The 13,770-nt window shown below is 33.8% G+C and carries 16 protein-coding genes and 2 tRNA genes; 14 read left to right on the top strand and 4 right to left on the bottom strand.

Going from position 1 to position 13,770, the window contains the following annotated elements; all coding sequences use genetic code 11:
• Nucleotide 1 precedes the first annotated feature (1 nt).
• Genes YN1551_RS04900 through YN1551_RS04890 form a run of 3 tightly spaced genes read right to left on the bottom strand, consistent with a single transcriptional unit; the run spans nt 2 to nt 2,777 of the window.
• Nucleotides 2-1,042: a chorismate mutase gene (locus YN1551_RS04900; RefSeq protein ID WP_012711774.1), complete on the bottom strand. Its 1,041-nt coding sequence runs from the start codon at nt 1,040-1,042 to the stop codon at nt 2-4.
• Nucleotides 1,043-1,984, bottom strand: a complete 942-nt coding sequence (locus YN1551_RS04895) for a transketolase family protein (protein WP_012717304.1) — start codon at nt 1,982-1,984, stop codon at nt 1,043-1,045. It lies immediately after the preceding gene.
• Complete coding sequence (locus YN1551_RS04890) at nt 1,953-2,777, bottom strand: transketolase (protein ID WP_015581337.1); 825 nt, start codon at nt 2,775-2,777, stop codon at nt 1,953-1,955. Before YN1551_RS04890 ends, YN1551_RS04895 begins: the two co-directional genes overlap by 32 nt.
• On the opposite strand from YN1551_RS04890, the gene YN1551_RS04885 reads away from it, so the two are divergent.
• The 13 genes from YN1551_RS04885 to YN1551_RS04825 all read left to right on the top strand — a co-directional run bounded on the left by YN1551_RS04885 (nt 2,680) and on the right by YN1551_RS04825 (nt 11,412).
• Nucleotides 2,680-3,723, top strand: a complete 1,044-nt coding sequence (locus YN1551_RS04885; protein ID WP_012717303.1) for a HesA/MoeB/ThiF family protein — start codon at nt 2,680-2,682, stop codon at nt 3,721-3,723. The genes YN1551_RS04890 and YN1551_RS04885 overlap by 98 nt on opposite strands.
• Nucleotides 3,723-4,619 (top strand): lysylphosphatidylglycerol synthase domain-containing protein, encoded by an 897-nt coding sequence (locus YN1551_RS04880; RefSeq protein WP_012713992.1) that lies wholly within the window; start codon nt 3,723-3,725, stop codon nt 4,617-4,619. The genes YN1551_RS04885 and YN1551_RS04880 overlap by 1 nt, the downstream gene beginning before the upstream one ends.
• On the top strand, nt 4,592-5,671 hold the full coding sequence (locus YN1551_RS04875; protein WP_012713993.1) for a DHH family phosphoesterase: 1,080 nt from the start codon (nt 4,592-4,594) through the stop codon (nt 5,669-5,671). The genes YN1551_RS04880 and YN1551_RS04875 overlap by 28 nt, the downstream gene beginning before the upstream one ends.
• A complete protein-coding gene (locus tag YN1551_RS04870; RefSeq protein ID WP_012711780.1) occupies nt 5,640-5,885 on the top strand; it encodes a KEOPS complex subunit Pcc1 in 246 nt (81 codons plus the stop codon). Before YN1551_RS04875 ends, YN1551_RS04870 begins: the two co-directional genes overlap by 32 nt.
• A 41-nt stretch (nt 5,886-5,926) precedes the next feature.
• Nucleotides 5,927-6,463: a 50S ribosomal protein L16 gene (locus tag YN1551_RS04865; RefSeq protein ID WP_012711781.1), complete on the top strand. Its 537-nt coding sequence runs from the start codon at nt 5,927-5,929 to the stop codon at nt 6,461-6,463.
• Nucleotides 6,460-7,461, top strand: a complete 1,002-nt coding sequence (gene dph2, locus YN1551_RS04860; RefSeq protein ID WP_012717302.1) for a diphthamide biosynthesis enzyme Dph2 — start codon at nt 6,460-6,462, stop codon at nt 7,459-7,461. The genes YN1551_RS04865 and dph2 overlap by 4 nt, the downstream gene beginning before the upstream one ends.
• A 5-nt stretch (nt 7,462-7,466) precedes the next feature.
• Nucleotides 7,467-8,036, top strand: a complete 570-nt coding sequence (locus YN1551_RS04855) for an exosome complex RNA-binding protein Csl4 (protein ID WP_012717301.1) — start codon at nt 7,467-7,469, stop codon at nt 8,034-8,036.
• Complete coding sequence (locus YN1551_RS04850) at nt 8,026-8,304, top strand: DNA-directed RNA polymerase subunit L (RefSeq protein WP_012711784.1); 279 nt, start codon at nt 8,026-8,028, stop codon at nt 8,302-8,304. Before YN1551_RS04855 ends, YN1551_RS04850 begins: the two co-directional genes overlap by 11 nt.
• The gene (locus tag YN1551_RS04845) at nt 8,301-8,573 is read left to right on the top strand and encodes a hypothetical protein (protein WP_012711785.1); all 273 of its coding nucleotides are present in this window, start codon (nt 8,301-8,303) and stop codon (nt 8,571-8,573) included. The genes YN1551_RS04850 and YN1551_RS04845 overlap by 4 nt, the downstream gene beginning before the upstream one ends.
• 18 nt (nt 8,574-8,591) lie before the next feature.
• The gene (locus YN1551_RS04840) at nt 8,592-8,927 is read left to right on the top strand and encodes a transcription factor S (RefSeq protein ID WP_012717300.1); all 336 of its coding nucleotides are present in this window, start codon (nt 8,592-8,594) and stop codon (nt 8,925-8,927) included.
• A 43-nt stretch (nt 8,928-8,970) separates the two neighbouring features.
• A tRNA-Arg gene (locus YN1551_RS04835) sits at nt 8,971-9,060 on the top strand.
• A gap of 71 nt (nt 9,061-9,131) precedes the next feature.
• Complete coding sequence (locus YN1551_RS04830; RefSeq protein WP_012717299.1) at nt 9,132-10,487, top strand: MFS transporter; 1,356 nt, start codon at nt 9,132-9,134, stop codon at nt 10,485-10,487.
• A 190-nt stretch (nt 10,488-10,677) separates the two neighbouring features.
• Nucleotides 10,678-11,412 carry an IS1-like element ISC796 family transposase gene (locus YN1551_RS04825; protein ID WP_012715555.1) on the top strand — a complete coding sequence of 245 codons (735 nt, stop codon included), beginning with the start codon at nt 10,678-10,680 and terminating at the stop codon, nt 11,410-11,412.
• An 87-nt stretch (nt 11,413-11,499) separates the two neighbouring features.
• Here YN1551_RS04825 and YN1551_RS04820 read toward each other — a convergent pair.
• A tRNA-Arg gene (locus YN1551_RS04820) sits at nt 11,500-11,574 on the bottom strand.
• Between the two features lie 377 nt (nt 11,575-11,951).
• Between YN1551_RS04820 and YN1551_RS04815 the strand changes: the two genes are divergently transcribed.
• On the top strand, nt 11,952-13,760 hold the full coding sequence (locus tag YN1551_RS04815; protein ID WP_012717297.1) for a ribosome biogenesis/translation initiation ATPase RLI: 1,809 nt from the start codon (nt 11,952-11,954) through the stop codon (nt 13,758-13,760).
• The last annotated feature ends 10 nt before the right edge of the window (nt 13,761-13,770 follow it).

Raw genomic sequence — 13,770 nt, 5'->3', positions numbered from 1 at the left:
TCTATTTACCTCCCTCTAATTCTTCTTTAATCTTTTTAAGCTCCTCTAAACCTATATTTCTAACTTTATAAGAATAAGGATTTTGCTTTTGTATTTCAATAATTACATTTTTCAGATCTTTGACCTTCTTTAAAATCTTATTTAATTCTCTAAAGTTTGTAGTATGAAAATTACTGTACTCTACACCTAACTCTAATGATAAAGTTTCAATTGCATTGGATAAACCTAAAAGATAATAATGTGCTAGAACTTGAACAATTGCCATGGCCTTTTCATGAGTTTCAACATCTGTTATAATAGGTACTAAACCACTTTTTCTCCAAAAATTCTCAATCCTTATAATATCATTATTAGAACTAGTTTGGGAAGGTATAATTACTATTCTCTCACCTACGGGATATTCAATTGGGCCGAAAAGTGGATGAGTAGAAATGTACTTGAATTCCAATTTTCTAGATAATTCTTCTAGAAATTTAAAAATCTCAAATTTAGAAGAACTAATATCCATCACAACTTTGCCTTTAAGCTTATCTGAAAATAGCTCATTAGAATTACTTAATATAACATTAGGAGGTATTGCAAATATAATTATATCTCCCCAATCTACTGCTCTTAATGGAGCCATACTTACGCATTTAAACTGATTAGCCAAAATCTCCGCTTTACTTAAATCTCTTCCAGTAATCGATACCTCATGACCAGCTAATGAAAGAATAGAAACAATCGATCTAGCCATTCCACCGTATCCATATATTACTACCTTCTCTTTCTCTCCAGGATTTATCTGAACTAATTTAGAATAGGAAAAAATTAAAGGTAATATTGATTCGACTAAACTATTCGGAATGTTATACTTTTTTGCGTTAGATATCCATCTTTCTCTAACTTTCGTTTCCCTATTCTCGTCGGTAACACTTACGTTGGAATTTAACTTAGCTTTCCCTATTTTTCTAGATAATTCTAATCTATACGAGAGCAATTTTACTAACTGCTCATCTACCTTATCTATTTCTTCCCTTAGTCGTGCTATTTCCTCAGTCATCTACTTCAATAACTCAATTGCCTCCCTTATAATAGTTTTATAGTTTATATTATAGTAATCTAGTAGATCCCTTTGACTTCTAGCAGACCTTCCAAAAGTCGTGGCACCTACAAATCTTATGTGTACTGGATAACGCCTAGCTGTAACCTCTGCAACGGCAGAACCAATACCTCCATATATACTATGCTCTTCAATCGTAATTATCTTACCAGTCTTTCTAGCATAATATTCTATAGTACTTTCATCTATCGGCTTTATTGAGAATAAATTTATAACCGCTACACTAATTCCTAATTTCTCTAATTCCTCAGCTGCCTTTAAGGCGTCCCACAAAACGACACCTGCCCCTATTATGGCTAAGTCGCTTCCATCCTTAATTACGTAAGCTTTGCCAATTTTGAATTCATATTCTTGACCTACTGTAATTGGTGGTGAATACTCCCTACCTATCCTATAGTACAATGGGCCTCTTTCCTCATCTATTATTACTGGTAAGCTTCTTTCAATATCCTTAGGATCCGCTGGTACTATTACTTTCATGTTTGGTAAAACACGCATTAACGCTATATCTTCAAGAACTTGATGACTAGATCCATCACCATGGTCACTATATCCGGTGTGCGTTACAAACATCTTAACATCCAGATTCATTCTAGCTATACTATTCCTTATTTGCTCCCAAGCTCTCATTAAGAACATCCCAAAATTAACTATAGCAGGTTTTTTTCCAACAGCAGCTAGGCCAGCAGCAAAATTTACCATGTCTTGCTCTGATATGCCGATATTAAAGTATCTATCCTTAAACTTCTCTCTAAAGTATAATGCTCTGGTAGAGTCTCCTACATCTGCAGTTATCACAATTAGATCTTTGTTCTTATCTCCTAGATCTGCTAACAATCTTCCGAAAGTTTCACGCATTGAGTAGATATTTCCTTGCATCATCTGGACTAGACCTCTGTTTATGGGTATTTTCTATTGCGGGGAATCCCTTTCCTCTTACAGTTTTAGCGAATATTACAACAGGTTTACTTGCCTTATGTGCCTCGTTGATTGCATTAGTAATACTTATGAAATCATGTCCATCACAGTTTAACACTTTCCAACCTACCGCTTCCCATACCTTAGGTAAGAAGTTCTTTGGTTTTATCTCCTCTGTTGAACCATCAAGCTGGAAATTGTTCATCTCTATAAATGCAATCAAGTTGTCAAGATTTCTAACTACTGCATGTGTCATAGCCTCCCATATCTCTCCCTCATCTTGTTCTCCATCACCCATTATCACATACACTCTTCCACTTCCATTAGCCATTTTTATACCAGTAGCGACACCTATTCCAAAGCTTAATCCTTGCCCTAAACTACCAGTCGACATATCTACACCGGGAATAAAAGTCTCTGGATGACCTTGTAGTAATCCCGTTATATCTTGTATTCTCCAAAGTTCCTCTTCTTTTATATAACCTTTTTCAGCTAGAACAGCATAAAGAGCTGGTGCTGCATGACCTTTACTTAAAATTAACCAGTCCTTATTCACTAAGCTTGAATCAGTCCTTATATGTTTGAATATTAATGTAGTTAGTATCTCTATGCTACTTAGAGAAGATCCTACATGGATTGTCTGATCATAAAACAGCATTTTGATTACATTTCTTCTTGCCTTTTCAGCTACTTGTCTTAACTTATCCAATTCTTCTATTGATATTGGAGTTCCATCACTTCCTCCACCTTTTTCCATTGGAACAATATCAATCCCCACTTTTAGTAGGCAACACTTATTTTTAAAGATTATTCTACATTATAATCTTGTGGAAAGGTATTCTAGGCAGCTCTTAGTCTTAGGATTAGGAGTTCAACAGAGGTTAAATGAACTAAAGATATTAATTGCAGGTTGTGGAGCTTTGGGTTCTGCTATTGCGGAGCTCTTAGCTAGATTAGGAGTTGGAGAGATAACTGTAGTTGATGCAGATGTATTAGACGTAACTAATTTGCATAGGGTTCATTTGTTTGACGAGAACGATGTAGGTAAGCCTAAAGCAGAGATTTGTGCTAAAAAGTTATCTCTTATAAATTCTTCAATCAAAATAAATTATATTATAGATATACTTGACGAGCAAAATGTTGAGAAGCTAATTTCTGATAAGGATTATGTATTTGATGCTTTAGATAGTTTATACTACAAGTTATTATTAAATGATGCCACAGTAAAATTGCGAAAAATCCTAATATATGGAGGGATTAATGGTGAATATGGCTCTGTTAAATTAATAGATTCTAATCAAACTTCTTGCCTATCTTGTTTTATTAATTATTCAGATCAAGATGAAATTGGAAATTCGTGCGATGTCATCGGAACTACTCCATTAATAGTAGAATTAACAGCCACGCTTCAAGTTAATTTAATGCTTAATCATTTGAGAGGTAATCCGGATTACTCGTTGTTTTACATAGATTCTAGAGAACTAAAAATTGAGAGGATAAACATCGAGAAGAACTTTCAATGCAAGACATGTGTACTAAATGAATACCCTTTTCTAAATCAGAAAATAACTAAACCTAACTGCGGAATATTTAGGGTTAATATGAAAGTAACGGAGTTAGATAAGCCTAAAGTTTTTAAAAACATCGGGAATGCAATTTTATGTTATCCTAATATTGGATGTTTCGAGAAAAGGGGAAGATAATGGATAAGAAATACATTGCGGCGATTGTTCTTCCATTTGTGGTTATTATAATCTATGCATACATATTTAAAATCAATGTAGTATATGTATTAAAGGAGGATCCCAAATTCTTTCTAATTTTTCTTTTAGCGTATGTTGCTCAGAATTCCATCTCATCATTTAAGGATTCATCGCTAATTAAGCGTAGAGTAGACATAGCATTAAGAGCTAGATTACTGGGTAATTTTGTAGGTCTGTTATTACCTGGATGGGCTGGGCAGGAACTAGTTAGAAGCTTAGTTTATAATAAACATGAAGTAAATTTAAGGCAAGCATTTAGTTACTCTATCCTTATAGGATCCATAGATGTACTTGCAATATGTTTGGGTTATATTTTACTATTGCCATTCTTTTTTAACCCATTAGAATTTATATTCATTTTAGTCGTATTATTTAACATAGCTGGATGGATAGCTGCACTATCATATTTTTACTTGCAGCATAATAAAGTAAACAAAATAGAACAATTCATCTTTAAGATAGTTAAAATGGAACGAATTGTGACAGATTATATGGAATTTAAGTATTACCTTAAGCAGGGAACCACAAAGGATTTTGTAATTTATATCATAATTGATATACTTGGTTTCGCTTGCTATGGTGGCTATTTTTATTATATTACACATAATATTTTTATATCAATTTTTATCTCTTTTTTATATCAAGTATCTATATTAATACCAATACCATCTGCTGCAGTAGTGGGGGAGTTAGCACTATCAATATTTTTAAATCCCTCTTATGTTTTTGCAACAAGATTAAACTATATCATATCAAACTTACTTGGATCTATTTTCTTTAAGGATATGAGCTTTGAAGAGCTTAAAAAATGGTCAAAAGAAATTCTAAAGAGATAGTAATGGAACTATTCTTAGGAGAGCCCAATAACCAAGAAATAAGGGAAGTAGTTAGGAATATATATTCAAAGGATAGTTTGTGTTTATCTGTATACTATTCTATAGAGCCTATATTATTTTCATTCATTATTTCCAAGAATACTAAGAATTCTTTCATTCTTTCGTTCATTCCAGAAGAATGTGAGACGCAAATCAGAATTGACTCTAACGGTAAATGGATAATAGATGATAAGAAAAAGTATTTCTTAGGACAAAACTCCTTTTGCTCATATTTGCCTATAACTGCTGAAGATGTTTTACCAATTACTAGTTGTATTGTGACATCCACAATAGTAGATAGAAGACCATTTTCTGAATGGGAACTAGAAATAATAAAAGAAATGGAAAAATTTGATATAACTAATGAAAAAAATCTGAAAATCCCAGCATATAAAACTTTACCACTCTTTTTATCTTTAATGTTTTCTCTGGATCCTTATATACCTAGTATATCTGGCAATAGAGAAAATACAATAAATCTTATAAAGGAAATAAATACTAGTGAAATAGCAAAACTAGAAGATCTAAACGAGAGTCAGTTAAATACATTACTTTTCAGAATAATTTCTACTATTGTAAAAGAAAACCCGAAATTTACTAGAGATGATATAATTACGGATAGATTTTTTTATCTTGACTATGATATATTAGAGTTAGCGTTTTCGTTAATTTATTCGTTTGATACTATCGGTAGTAATGAGATCTTGCAGTTTGTTTTATCGTCATCTTATGCTGAGGCATTAATCAGCAGATTTAGACAAACTCTCTCCAAGGGATTCTCAATTAATTTAGTTGAAAATAAGCAATCGTATTATATTGTTGAAACAGTCAATTTTAATTCTCCTTTTTTGGTGCAAATAATATTGTTACAATTACAAAAGATAAGGAGAGATAAAATGATAGTAATAAAAGATAATGATAAGCTTTACACTAGTAGATTTTTTATCCCATCAATAAAGAAAGAAGGGTTGATTAAAATTGATGATAGAATTAAGAATCTTATCGGAACATGAAGATGCAGAACTAATTATAAGAAGTTTAAACGTTGATAATGTAAATTTACCAGAAGGAATGTCAATTCAAACCAAGGTTGAAGGCAAAGAGTTAGAGATTGTAATAAAGATGAGAATTACAAAGCCAAATGACTTAATGACAGTCAGAAATACTGCGGACGAGATATTAGCGCATATAAAGGCACTTCAATCGTCATTTGATGCTATAAGTTAAATATTTAGTCTTTAATACAAAAGTCTATATCGTGAGGTTAAATGCCACTACGACCTGGAAGATGTTATAGACATTTCTCCGGTCCTGCATATACCAGGAAAGAATACATCCCTGGTATTCCACAACCAAAGATAACTAAATTTACATCTGGAAATCCAAATGGAGATTATGACTATGAAGTTAGGTTAATTACTACTGAGATAGGGCAAATAAGGCATAATGCTTTGGAAGCTGTTAGGACTATTACTCTAAAGACATTAACTAAGAGAACTGGAAGTGAAACTTCGTTCTTTATGTGGATCTTAAAGTACCCCCATCATGTATTAAGAGAGAATAAAATGATGGCGTTTGCTGGAGCTGATAGATTACAGGACGGAATGAGATTGTCTTTTGGTACACCAATTGGTACTGCTGCTAGGATTGAAAAATTAGGAGAAATTTTAATTGTAGTAAAAGTTAAGAAGGAACATCTAGACTTTGCAAAAGAGGCGTTAAAGATAGCATCAAAGAAGTTACCTTTGCGTACTAGAATTGAGATCATTCCATTAAGGCCCATAAGACAGGAGGTTCAAAGTTGAGCTATAATTTTGAAGAAGAACGTGTAGTGAAGGAAATACGTGAAAAGGACGCAAAACGGGTTCTTTTACAATTTCCCGAAGGATTGAAGTATTTTTCTATAGATATAGTAAAGAAGTTAAAGGAAAAGCTACCTAACGTTGATTTTATAATATCTGGTGAACCTAGTTGGGGGGCTTGTGACATAGCTGAGGATGAAGCCCAACAAGTAAATGCTGACCTAATAATTCATTTCGGTCATACCCCTTATACGTGGTACTATCCTAAGTTTCCTACGATATTTATTAATGCTGAAAGTAATTTGAATATTTCTGAAAGTGTTCTTCAATCTTTAGAAAATGATATCAGTAAATATAATGGAAGAAAAATCTCATTAACAGCAACCTTACAGCACGTAAGATTAGTGTCCAAAATTAAGTCTTTCTTAGAAGATAAGGGATACGATGTAGTCATAGGCAAGCCATCTAATAGATTTATGTTTAATGGTCAAATTTTAGGCTGTGACTACAAAGCAGCCGAAGTAGAAGCAGATACATATGTTATTGTATCAGGTGGACTATTTCATGCTTTAGGTTTAGGATTAGCTACAAATAAACCGACTATAAAACTTGATCCGTATTTACAGAAAAGTGAGGATATAACAAACGAGGTTAGGAAGATACTAAAAGTTAGATATGGTAAAATCCTACAAGCAATGGATAAACGCACTTGGGTAATTATACAAGGTGTTAAGGTTGGGCAAAATAGACCAAATATGATAAAATACTTCTATGATGAGCTAACTAAAAAAGGCTATGATGTTTTTATAGTAACAAATAAAGTGTTAACACAAGATGTACTTAGAAATCTAGATAGAAGCTATATAGATGTATTTTTAGTTACATCTTGCCCTAGATTGCCCATAGATGATCTATATAACTATGAAAAGCCAGTGTTAACACCTGGAGAGGCCAAAATGATCATAAATAATAGTCTGGAACCCTATATTTTCCCATGGTGAAGTAAATGAGAGTTCAAGGTGAATTAACCTTACCCGGAGAAGAGCTAGCAGTGATTGAAGAATTTATAGCTGGCGACGGTACGTATGAACAAAATGGTATAGTTAGAGCTGCGGTTGTAGGAAAAATCTTTTATGATATGCTAAATAGGAAAAGTAACGTACTGGGATTTAAGAAAATCATACTTCAACACTTAAAGAAGGCTAAATACGTGATCGGTATTGTAAATTCTATTAAAGAAGATTCAGCACTAGTTTCAATAGTAGGTATCGAGGAGAAAAGTCTTGCGTCATCAATTTCGGCTTACTTACATATCTCTCAAATAAGTAATAAAAAACTTAATAGTATAACAGATGCTATAAAAATCGGAGACTTAATTAAAGCTAAATTACTTTCATACACTTTTCCTTTAGCTTTAACTATTAAGATGAAAGATCTTGGAGTTATTTATGCTAGATGCTCAAGATGTGGATACTTATTGATCAAGCAAGACGAAAATAATTTAAAATGTCAGAGATGCGGAAATATTGAACAACGAAAAATAGGATCTTATATGGTGAAGAAAGGTGGAAATTAAAATACTAAAAAGTGAAAGAAATTACTTAGAATTAGAGATAGAAGGGGAAGATCATACGTTAGGTAACTTAATTGCGGGTACCTTGAGGAAAATTAGTGGTGTAAGTTTTGCTTCATATTATCAACCGCATCCCCTAACTGATAAAATAATAGTTAAAATACTAACTGATGGTTCAATAGCTCCTAAAGATGCTTTACTAAAAGCTATCGAAACTGTAAGAGTAATGGCCTCACATTATATAGACGAAATAAAGGGATTAAGTAAGTGAAAAAGGAGACAAGGATAGCAATATTAGTTAAAGTCGATTGTTTGTATGCAATATGTATATTTAGGGGTAATTTCTTAGAAAAGCTATTTTTAGATATAAATGAGGAGAATCTAATTAAGCAAATAGCTACATCTTCCATAATTGATGAAATCAGATATTCTAATATCGGAATTGGTGAAAACTTTAAAGAACAAGAACCAGAGAAAATATGTGAAAATCTCATAAAGAAACTATCAGAAAAGTTAAATATAGATAAAGTAAATGGTTAAGCTTGTAGCGTGGTATTAATGAAGTTCTGTCCCAAATGTAACTCTATGATGGTCCCAAAGAAATCCAATGGTAAGAACATATATAGATGCACGAAATGTGGTTATGAAGAGGAGGTTCCAGAGACAACAATAGTAGTGACAAGCAAAGTAAAACACAGTATTAAAGAAAAAACGTTAATATTAGAGGAGGAGGAAATGCCCAGTGGGGCTCAAAAAATAAAAGGTGTTCTATGTCCTTCATGTAAAAATGACGAAGCCTACTTCTGGATATTGCAAACTAGAAGGGCAGATGAGCCACCAACTAGATTTTATAAGTGCACAAAATGTGGTAAAGTATGGAGAGAGTACGAATAAAAGAATGAGAAAATCTTATTTTATTGAATTCTCATTTTATGTTGGACCCGTAGCTCAGCCAGGACGGAGCGCCGGCCTTCTAGCGTCTAAGGGGGATAGCCGGCGGTCCCGGGTTCAAATCCCGGCGGGTCCGCACATATTATCACTTGGTATATACTAATTCTAGATACTCTTATAATCTCAACAAAATACATACAACACGAAATGGACTATAATAAAACGAATTTTTCCACATTAGAATTCAAGAGCGTCTTGACAGCGGGTATGGGAGTATTTACTGATGGGTATGAACTTTACGCGATCTCTTTAGTTTTCTATTATATACAAAAGGAATTTTTATTAAATGGGCTTGAGGAAGGAATAGTTATAGCTAGTGCGTATTATGGTGCAGCAGTTTCTGCAATTCTATTAGGCTTTTTATCAGATAAACTAGGAAGAAAGTTCATCTATGGTCTCGATGTAGCTTTAATGAGTCTAGGAATACTATTTCAGTCGATATCAACGAATTTTACAGAGTTAGCTATGTCTAGAATAATCTTAGGTTTTGGAATTGGAGCAGATTATGTTCTTTCTCCTATAATTACTGCAGAGAATTCAAATCCCAAAAATAGAGGAAAACGAATGATAATAACATTTGCAGTACTTTGGGGAATGGGTGCAGTTGCCGCAGCATTTATCGAACAAATCTTGCTGTTAATTAACATAGGGAATGATCTCATATGGAGAATAGTATTGTTTATGGGAATCCTCCCAGCAGTTTCTGTATTTTACCTAAGGAGAAAACTCCCTGAAACATATAAATTCTTGACTAGAATTAAACCAAAGCGAGAAGAATTAAAAAAGTTGGAAAACGAAATAAAAAGTAAAATTACAATTTCTTTAGATGAAGTTCCATTCTCAAAAAGATTCATATCAGCTATAGGAATTACAATTATATCTTCTATACTCTGGCTTCTTTACGATATATATTCCTCTACGTTTGCGATCTACGGGCCAATAACCATAGCGGGAAACTTAGGCCTAAATCCCATAGAATTCACATATTTGGCACAGTTTCTTGCAGGTTTACCGGGTCAGATAATAAGCATTTATCTAGTGGACAAAATAGGAAGAAAACCATTAATTGTGATAGGTTATGCTGGTGTTGCGTTTTGGCTTTTCATGTATACAATGCTTCTCATGAATCCGTATTACTTTGGACTTAGCATACATATAAGTAATCCGTTAAAAGCAGCAGAAAGTTTAACCGGAGAGGCGGCATTGTTGGGTCTATTATTTTATCTTATGAACTATTTATCATCAGCAATTGGACCCGCATCTATAATAGGGTCAGCAATGCTAACTTCAGAGTTAGTTCCAACCAAAGTTAGGGGGACCAGCCAAGCTATTAGTGTGGCAGCAGATAGACTAGCCGCAGCTTTTAGTATTACAGCATTTCCTCTGCTATTAGCCAAATTTGGACTCCCTGCATTACTAGCAGTATACTCAACAATTGCACTAGTATCGTGTATTATAACTCTACTTTTAATACCAGAAACCAAAGGAGTAGAGTTAAGTTGAAATAGTTTTTACTTAATATTTTATTTTTAGTCGCAATATATAAAGATTTTAATAAAAACTGTGATAAGCTTAGCTATTTATGGTATAATGGGCAATCGTGAATTTCTCATAAAACTTAGAGAGTAGAGAGTGTACCATTATTGGTAGTGTCGTCGTTAAGTTATTTATATTTGTATAACGAGTATTACTTATGGGTAGGAAGCCTGTATTTAGGCAAGACGTTTCTTGTCCCTCTTGTGGTAGTCATCATGTTGTTAAGTGTGGTAGGCCTTTGGGTAGGCAGAAGTTTTTGTGTAGGGATTGTGGTAAGTACTTCTTGGGTGATGCTAGTTATCATCATCATTCTAGGAAGTTGAGGGAGGAGGCTTTGAGAATGTATGCTAATGGTATGAGTATGAGGGCTATTTCTAGGGTGCTTAACGTACCTCTTGGTACTGTTTTCACTTGGATTAAGCGTTATGGTAGGAAAAAGCATGAGAAGTTGGTTGAGTTGTGGGGTAGGGCTAAGGAGCTGGTCAAGGGTAAGGTTGTTGCTAAGGTTGTTGATGAGATGTGGACTTACTTGTACAAGAATGCTAGGGCTTTTTACAAGTGGGTTTTCACTTGTTACGTGTACACGAAGCTGGGAGTTTACCTCATTTACTCTGTGGGGGATAGGGATGAGAGTACTTTCCTTGAGGTCAAAAAGTATTTGCCTGACGAGGGTAGATGGGTGAGCGATGATTATAACTTGTACTTCTGGTTGAAAGACCACACGGTTGTCTCGCCAGTTAACCCGAACGAGTCCTTTCATTCCTCATTAAGGGATAGGCTAATTAGATTCAAGAGAGCAACGAAGGCAGTAAATAGGAGCATTCGCACCATGATGTACTCCATAGCCCTAGTCTTATGGGAGAGAAGGTTAATCCCAGAATTTGTAGCTTAACGACGACACTATCCCATTATTTAACATTAAATTATCTTTTTAATAAAGATTTACAAATCTTAATCTGAACCCAAAAAATGTAGTATGCGGACCCGCCGGGATTTGAACCCGGGACCACCGGCTCCGGAGGCCAGTGCTCTATCCTGGCTGAGCTACGGGTCCAACATAAATATGCCTCATACGATATTTTAAACTGTTAGGCATAGTATAGCTGCAAGGTGTAAGGAAGAAAACTTCGCCTTCTTAGGTGTTAACGCCACTAAACCTTCTTAAATTATAAGGCAAGTTTCATATCCATATATAAGGGGTTCTCTTAGCTTCATGAATGATCTCGAAATTCTCATCAATTATAGTTTGACCTTTTAGAGAAAAGTTAGAATGTTTTTGTATTAAGGGTTTTCTTATTACAGTCATCTCTCGAGAAGGATTGAAATTAGGAAAAATATTAAAAGTAGAGGAAGATTTATTAAATGACATAGAGGGTAATTTTATAGGATGTGAGTATTCTAACAACAAGTATATTTTTACATAGTAGGTGAGTGTTCGTGAAAGTTGCCGTAATAAATTATGACTTTTGTAAGCCAGATAAATGTAACTTAGAATGTATAAACTTCTGTCCTGTTGACAGATCTGGAGGAAAAGCAATAGAACTATCGGACATTGTTAAAGGGAAACCAGTAATTTATGAAGAAACCTGTATAGGTTGTGGAATATGTGTGAAGAAATGTCCATACGAAGCGATATCGATTGTAAACTTGCCAGACGAGTTGGAAGGGGAGGTTATACACAGATACAAAGTAAATGGATTTAAATTGTTTGGCTTACCAACGCCTAAAAATAATACGATATTAGGAGTATTAGGAAAGAATGGAGTAGGGAAAACTACAGTGCTTAAAATAGTGGCTGGTGAATTAATTCCGAATTTTGGTGATCCTAATTCCAAATTAGGTAAGGATGAAGTATTAAAAAAGTTTAGAGGTAAGGAATTATATAATTATTTTAAGGAATTATATAATAATGGGCTAAAAATAATACATAAGATTCAATACGTTGAGTACGCTTCAAAATTCCTTAAAGGTACAGTAAACGAAATTTTGACAAAGATAGACGAAAGAGGGAAAAAAGATGAAGTTAAAGAACTTCTAAATATGGCTAATCTTTGGAATAAGGATGCTAATGTACTTTCTGGAGGAGGTCTTCAACGATTATTAATAGCTGTTTCACTATTAAGAGAAGCAGATATATATATATTTGACGAACCTTCCTTTTATCTAGATGTTAGGGAAAGAATGAATATGGCTAAAGCAATTAGAGAATTATTAAAGAATAAATATGTTATGGTTGTTGATCATGACTTGATAGTTTTAGATTATCTTACAGATCTGATACACATAATTTATGGAGAAAGTTCAGTATATGGAAGGGTATCAAAATCTTATGCAGCGAGAGTTGGCATAAATAATTTTCTAAAAGGATATTTACCAGCGGAAAATATGAAAATAAGACCAGACGAAATAAGGTTTATGCTAAAAGAGATTAGTGATTTAGATCTCTCTAAAGATCTAAAAACAAAAATGAAATGGACTAAGATAATCAAGAAGTTAGGTGATTTTCAGCTAGTAGTAAATGAAGGAGAGGCTAAAGAGGGAGAAATAATCGGAATTTTAGGACCAAACGGGATAGGAAAGACAACTTTTGCAAGAATATTAGTTGGTGAAATTTCAGCAGATGAAGGCTCTGTAACTCCTGAAAAACAAATATTATCTTATAAACCACAACGAATTTTACCTAATTACGATGGAACTGTTCAACAGTACTTAGAAAACGTAAGCAAAGATACACTTTCTACGTCATCATGGTTCTTCGAAGAAGTAACTAAGAGACTTAACTTACATAGGTTACTAGAGTCTAATGTGAATGATCTAAGTGGAGGTGAGTTACAGAAATTGTATATAGCAGCGACTTTAGCGAAAGAGGCTGATCTTTATGTTTTAGATGAACCTTCTTCTTATCTTGATGTCGAAGAGAGGTATATCGTTGCTAAAGCTATAAAGAGAGTTGTGAGAGAGAGAAAAGCAGTAACCTTTATCATAGATCATGATCTTTCAATACATGACTATATAGCGGATAGAATTATTGTTTTCAAAGGAGAGCCAGAGAAAGCTGGATTTGCTACATCTCCAGTAACACTAAAAACGGGAATGAACGAATTTTTGAGAGAATTAGAGGTAACGTTCAGAAGAGATGCTGAGACTGGAAGACCTAGAGTAAATAAAATCGGAAGTTACTTAGATAGGGTCCAGAAAGAAAGAGGAGAGTATTACTCCATGGTTCTTTCTACCCAGTAAGATTTTTAGT

This window comes from Sulfolobus islandicus Y.N.15.51, assembly GCF_000022485.1.
GTDB lineage: Archaea > Thermoproteota > Thermoprotei_A > Sulfolobales > Sulfolobaceae > Saccharolobus > Saccharolobus islandicus.
The sequence above is the reverse complement of the archived record's forward strand: the minus strand, read 5'-3'. Positions and strand labels throughout refer to the sequence as shown.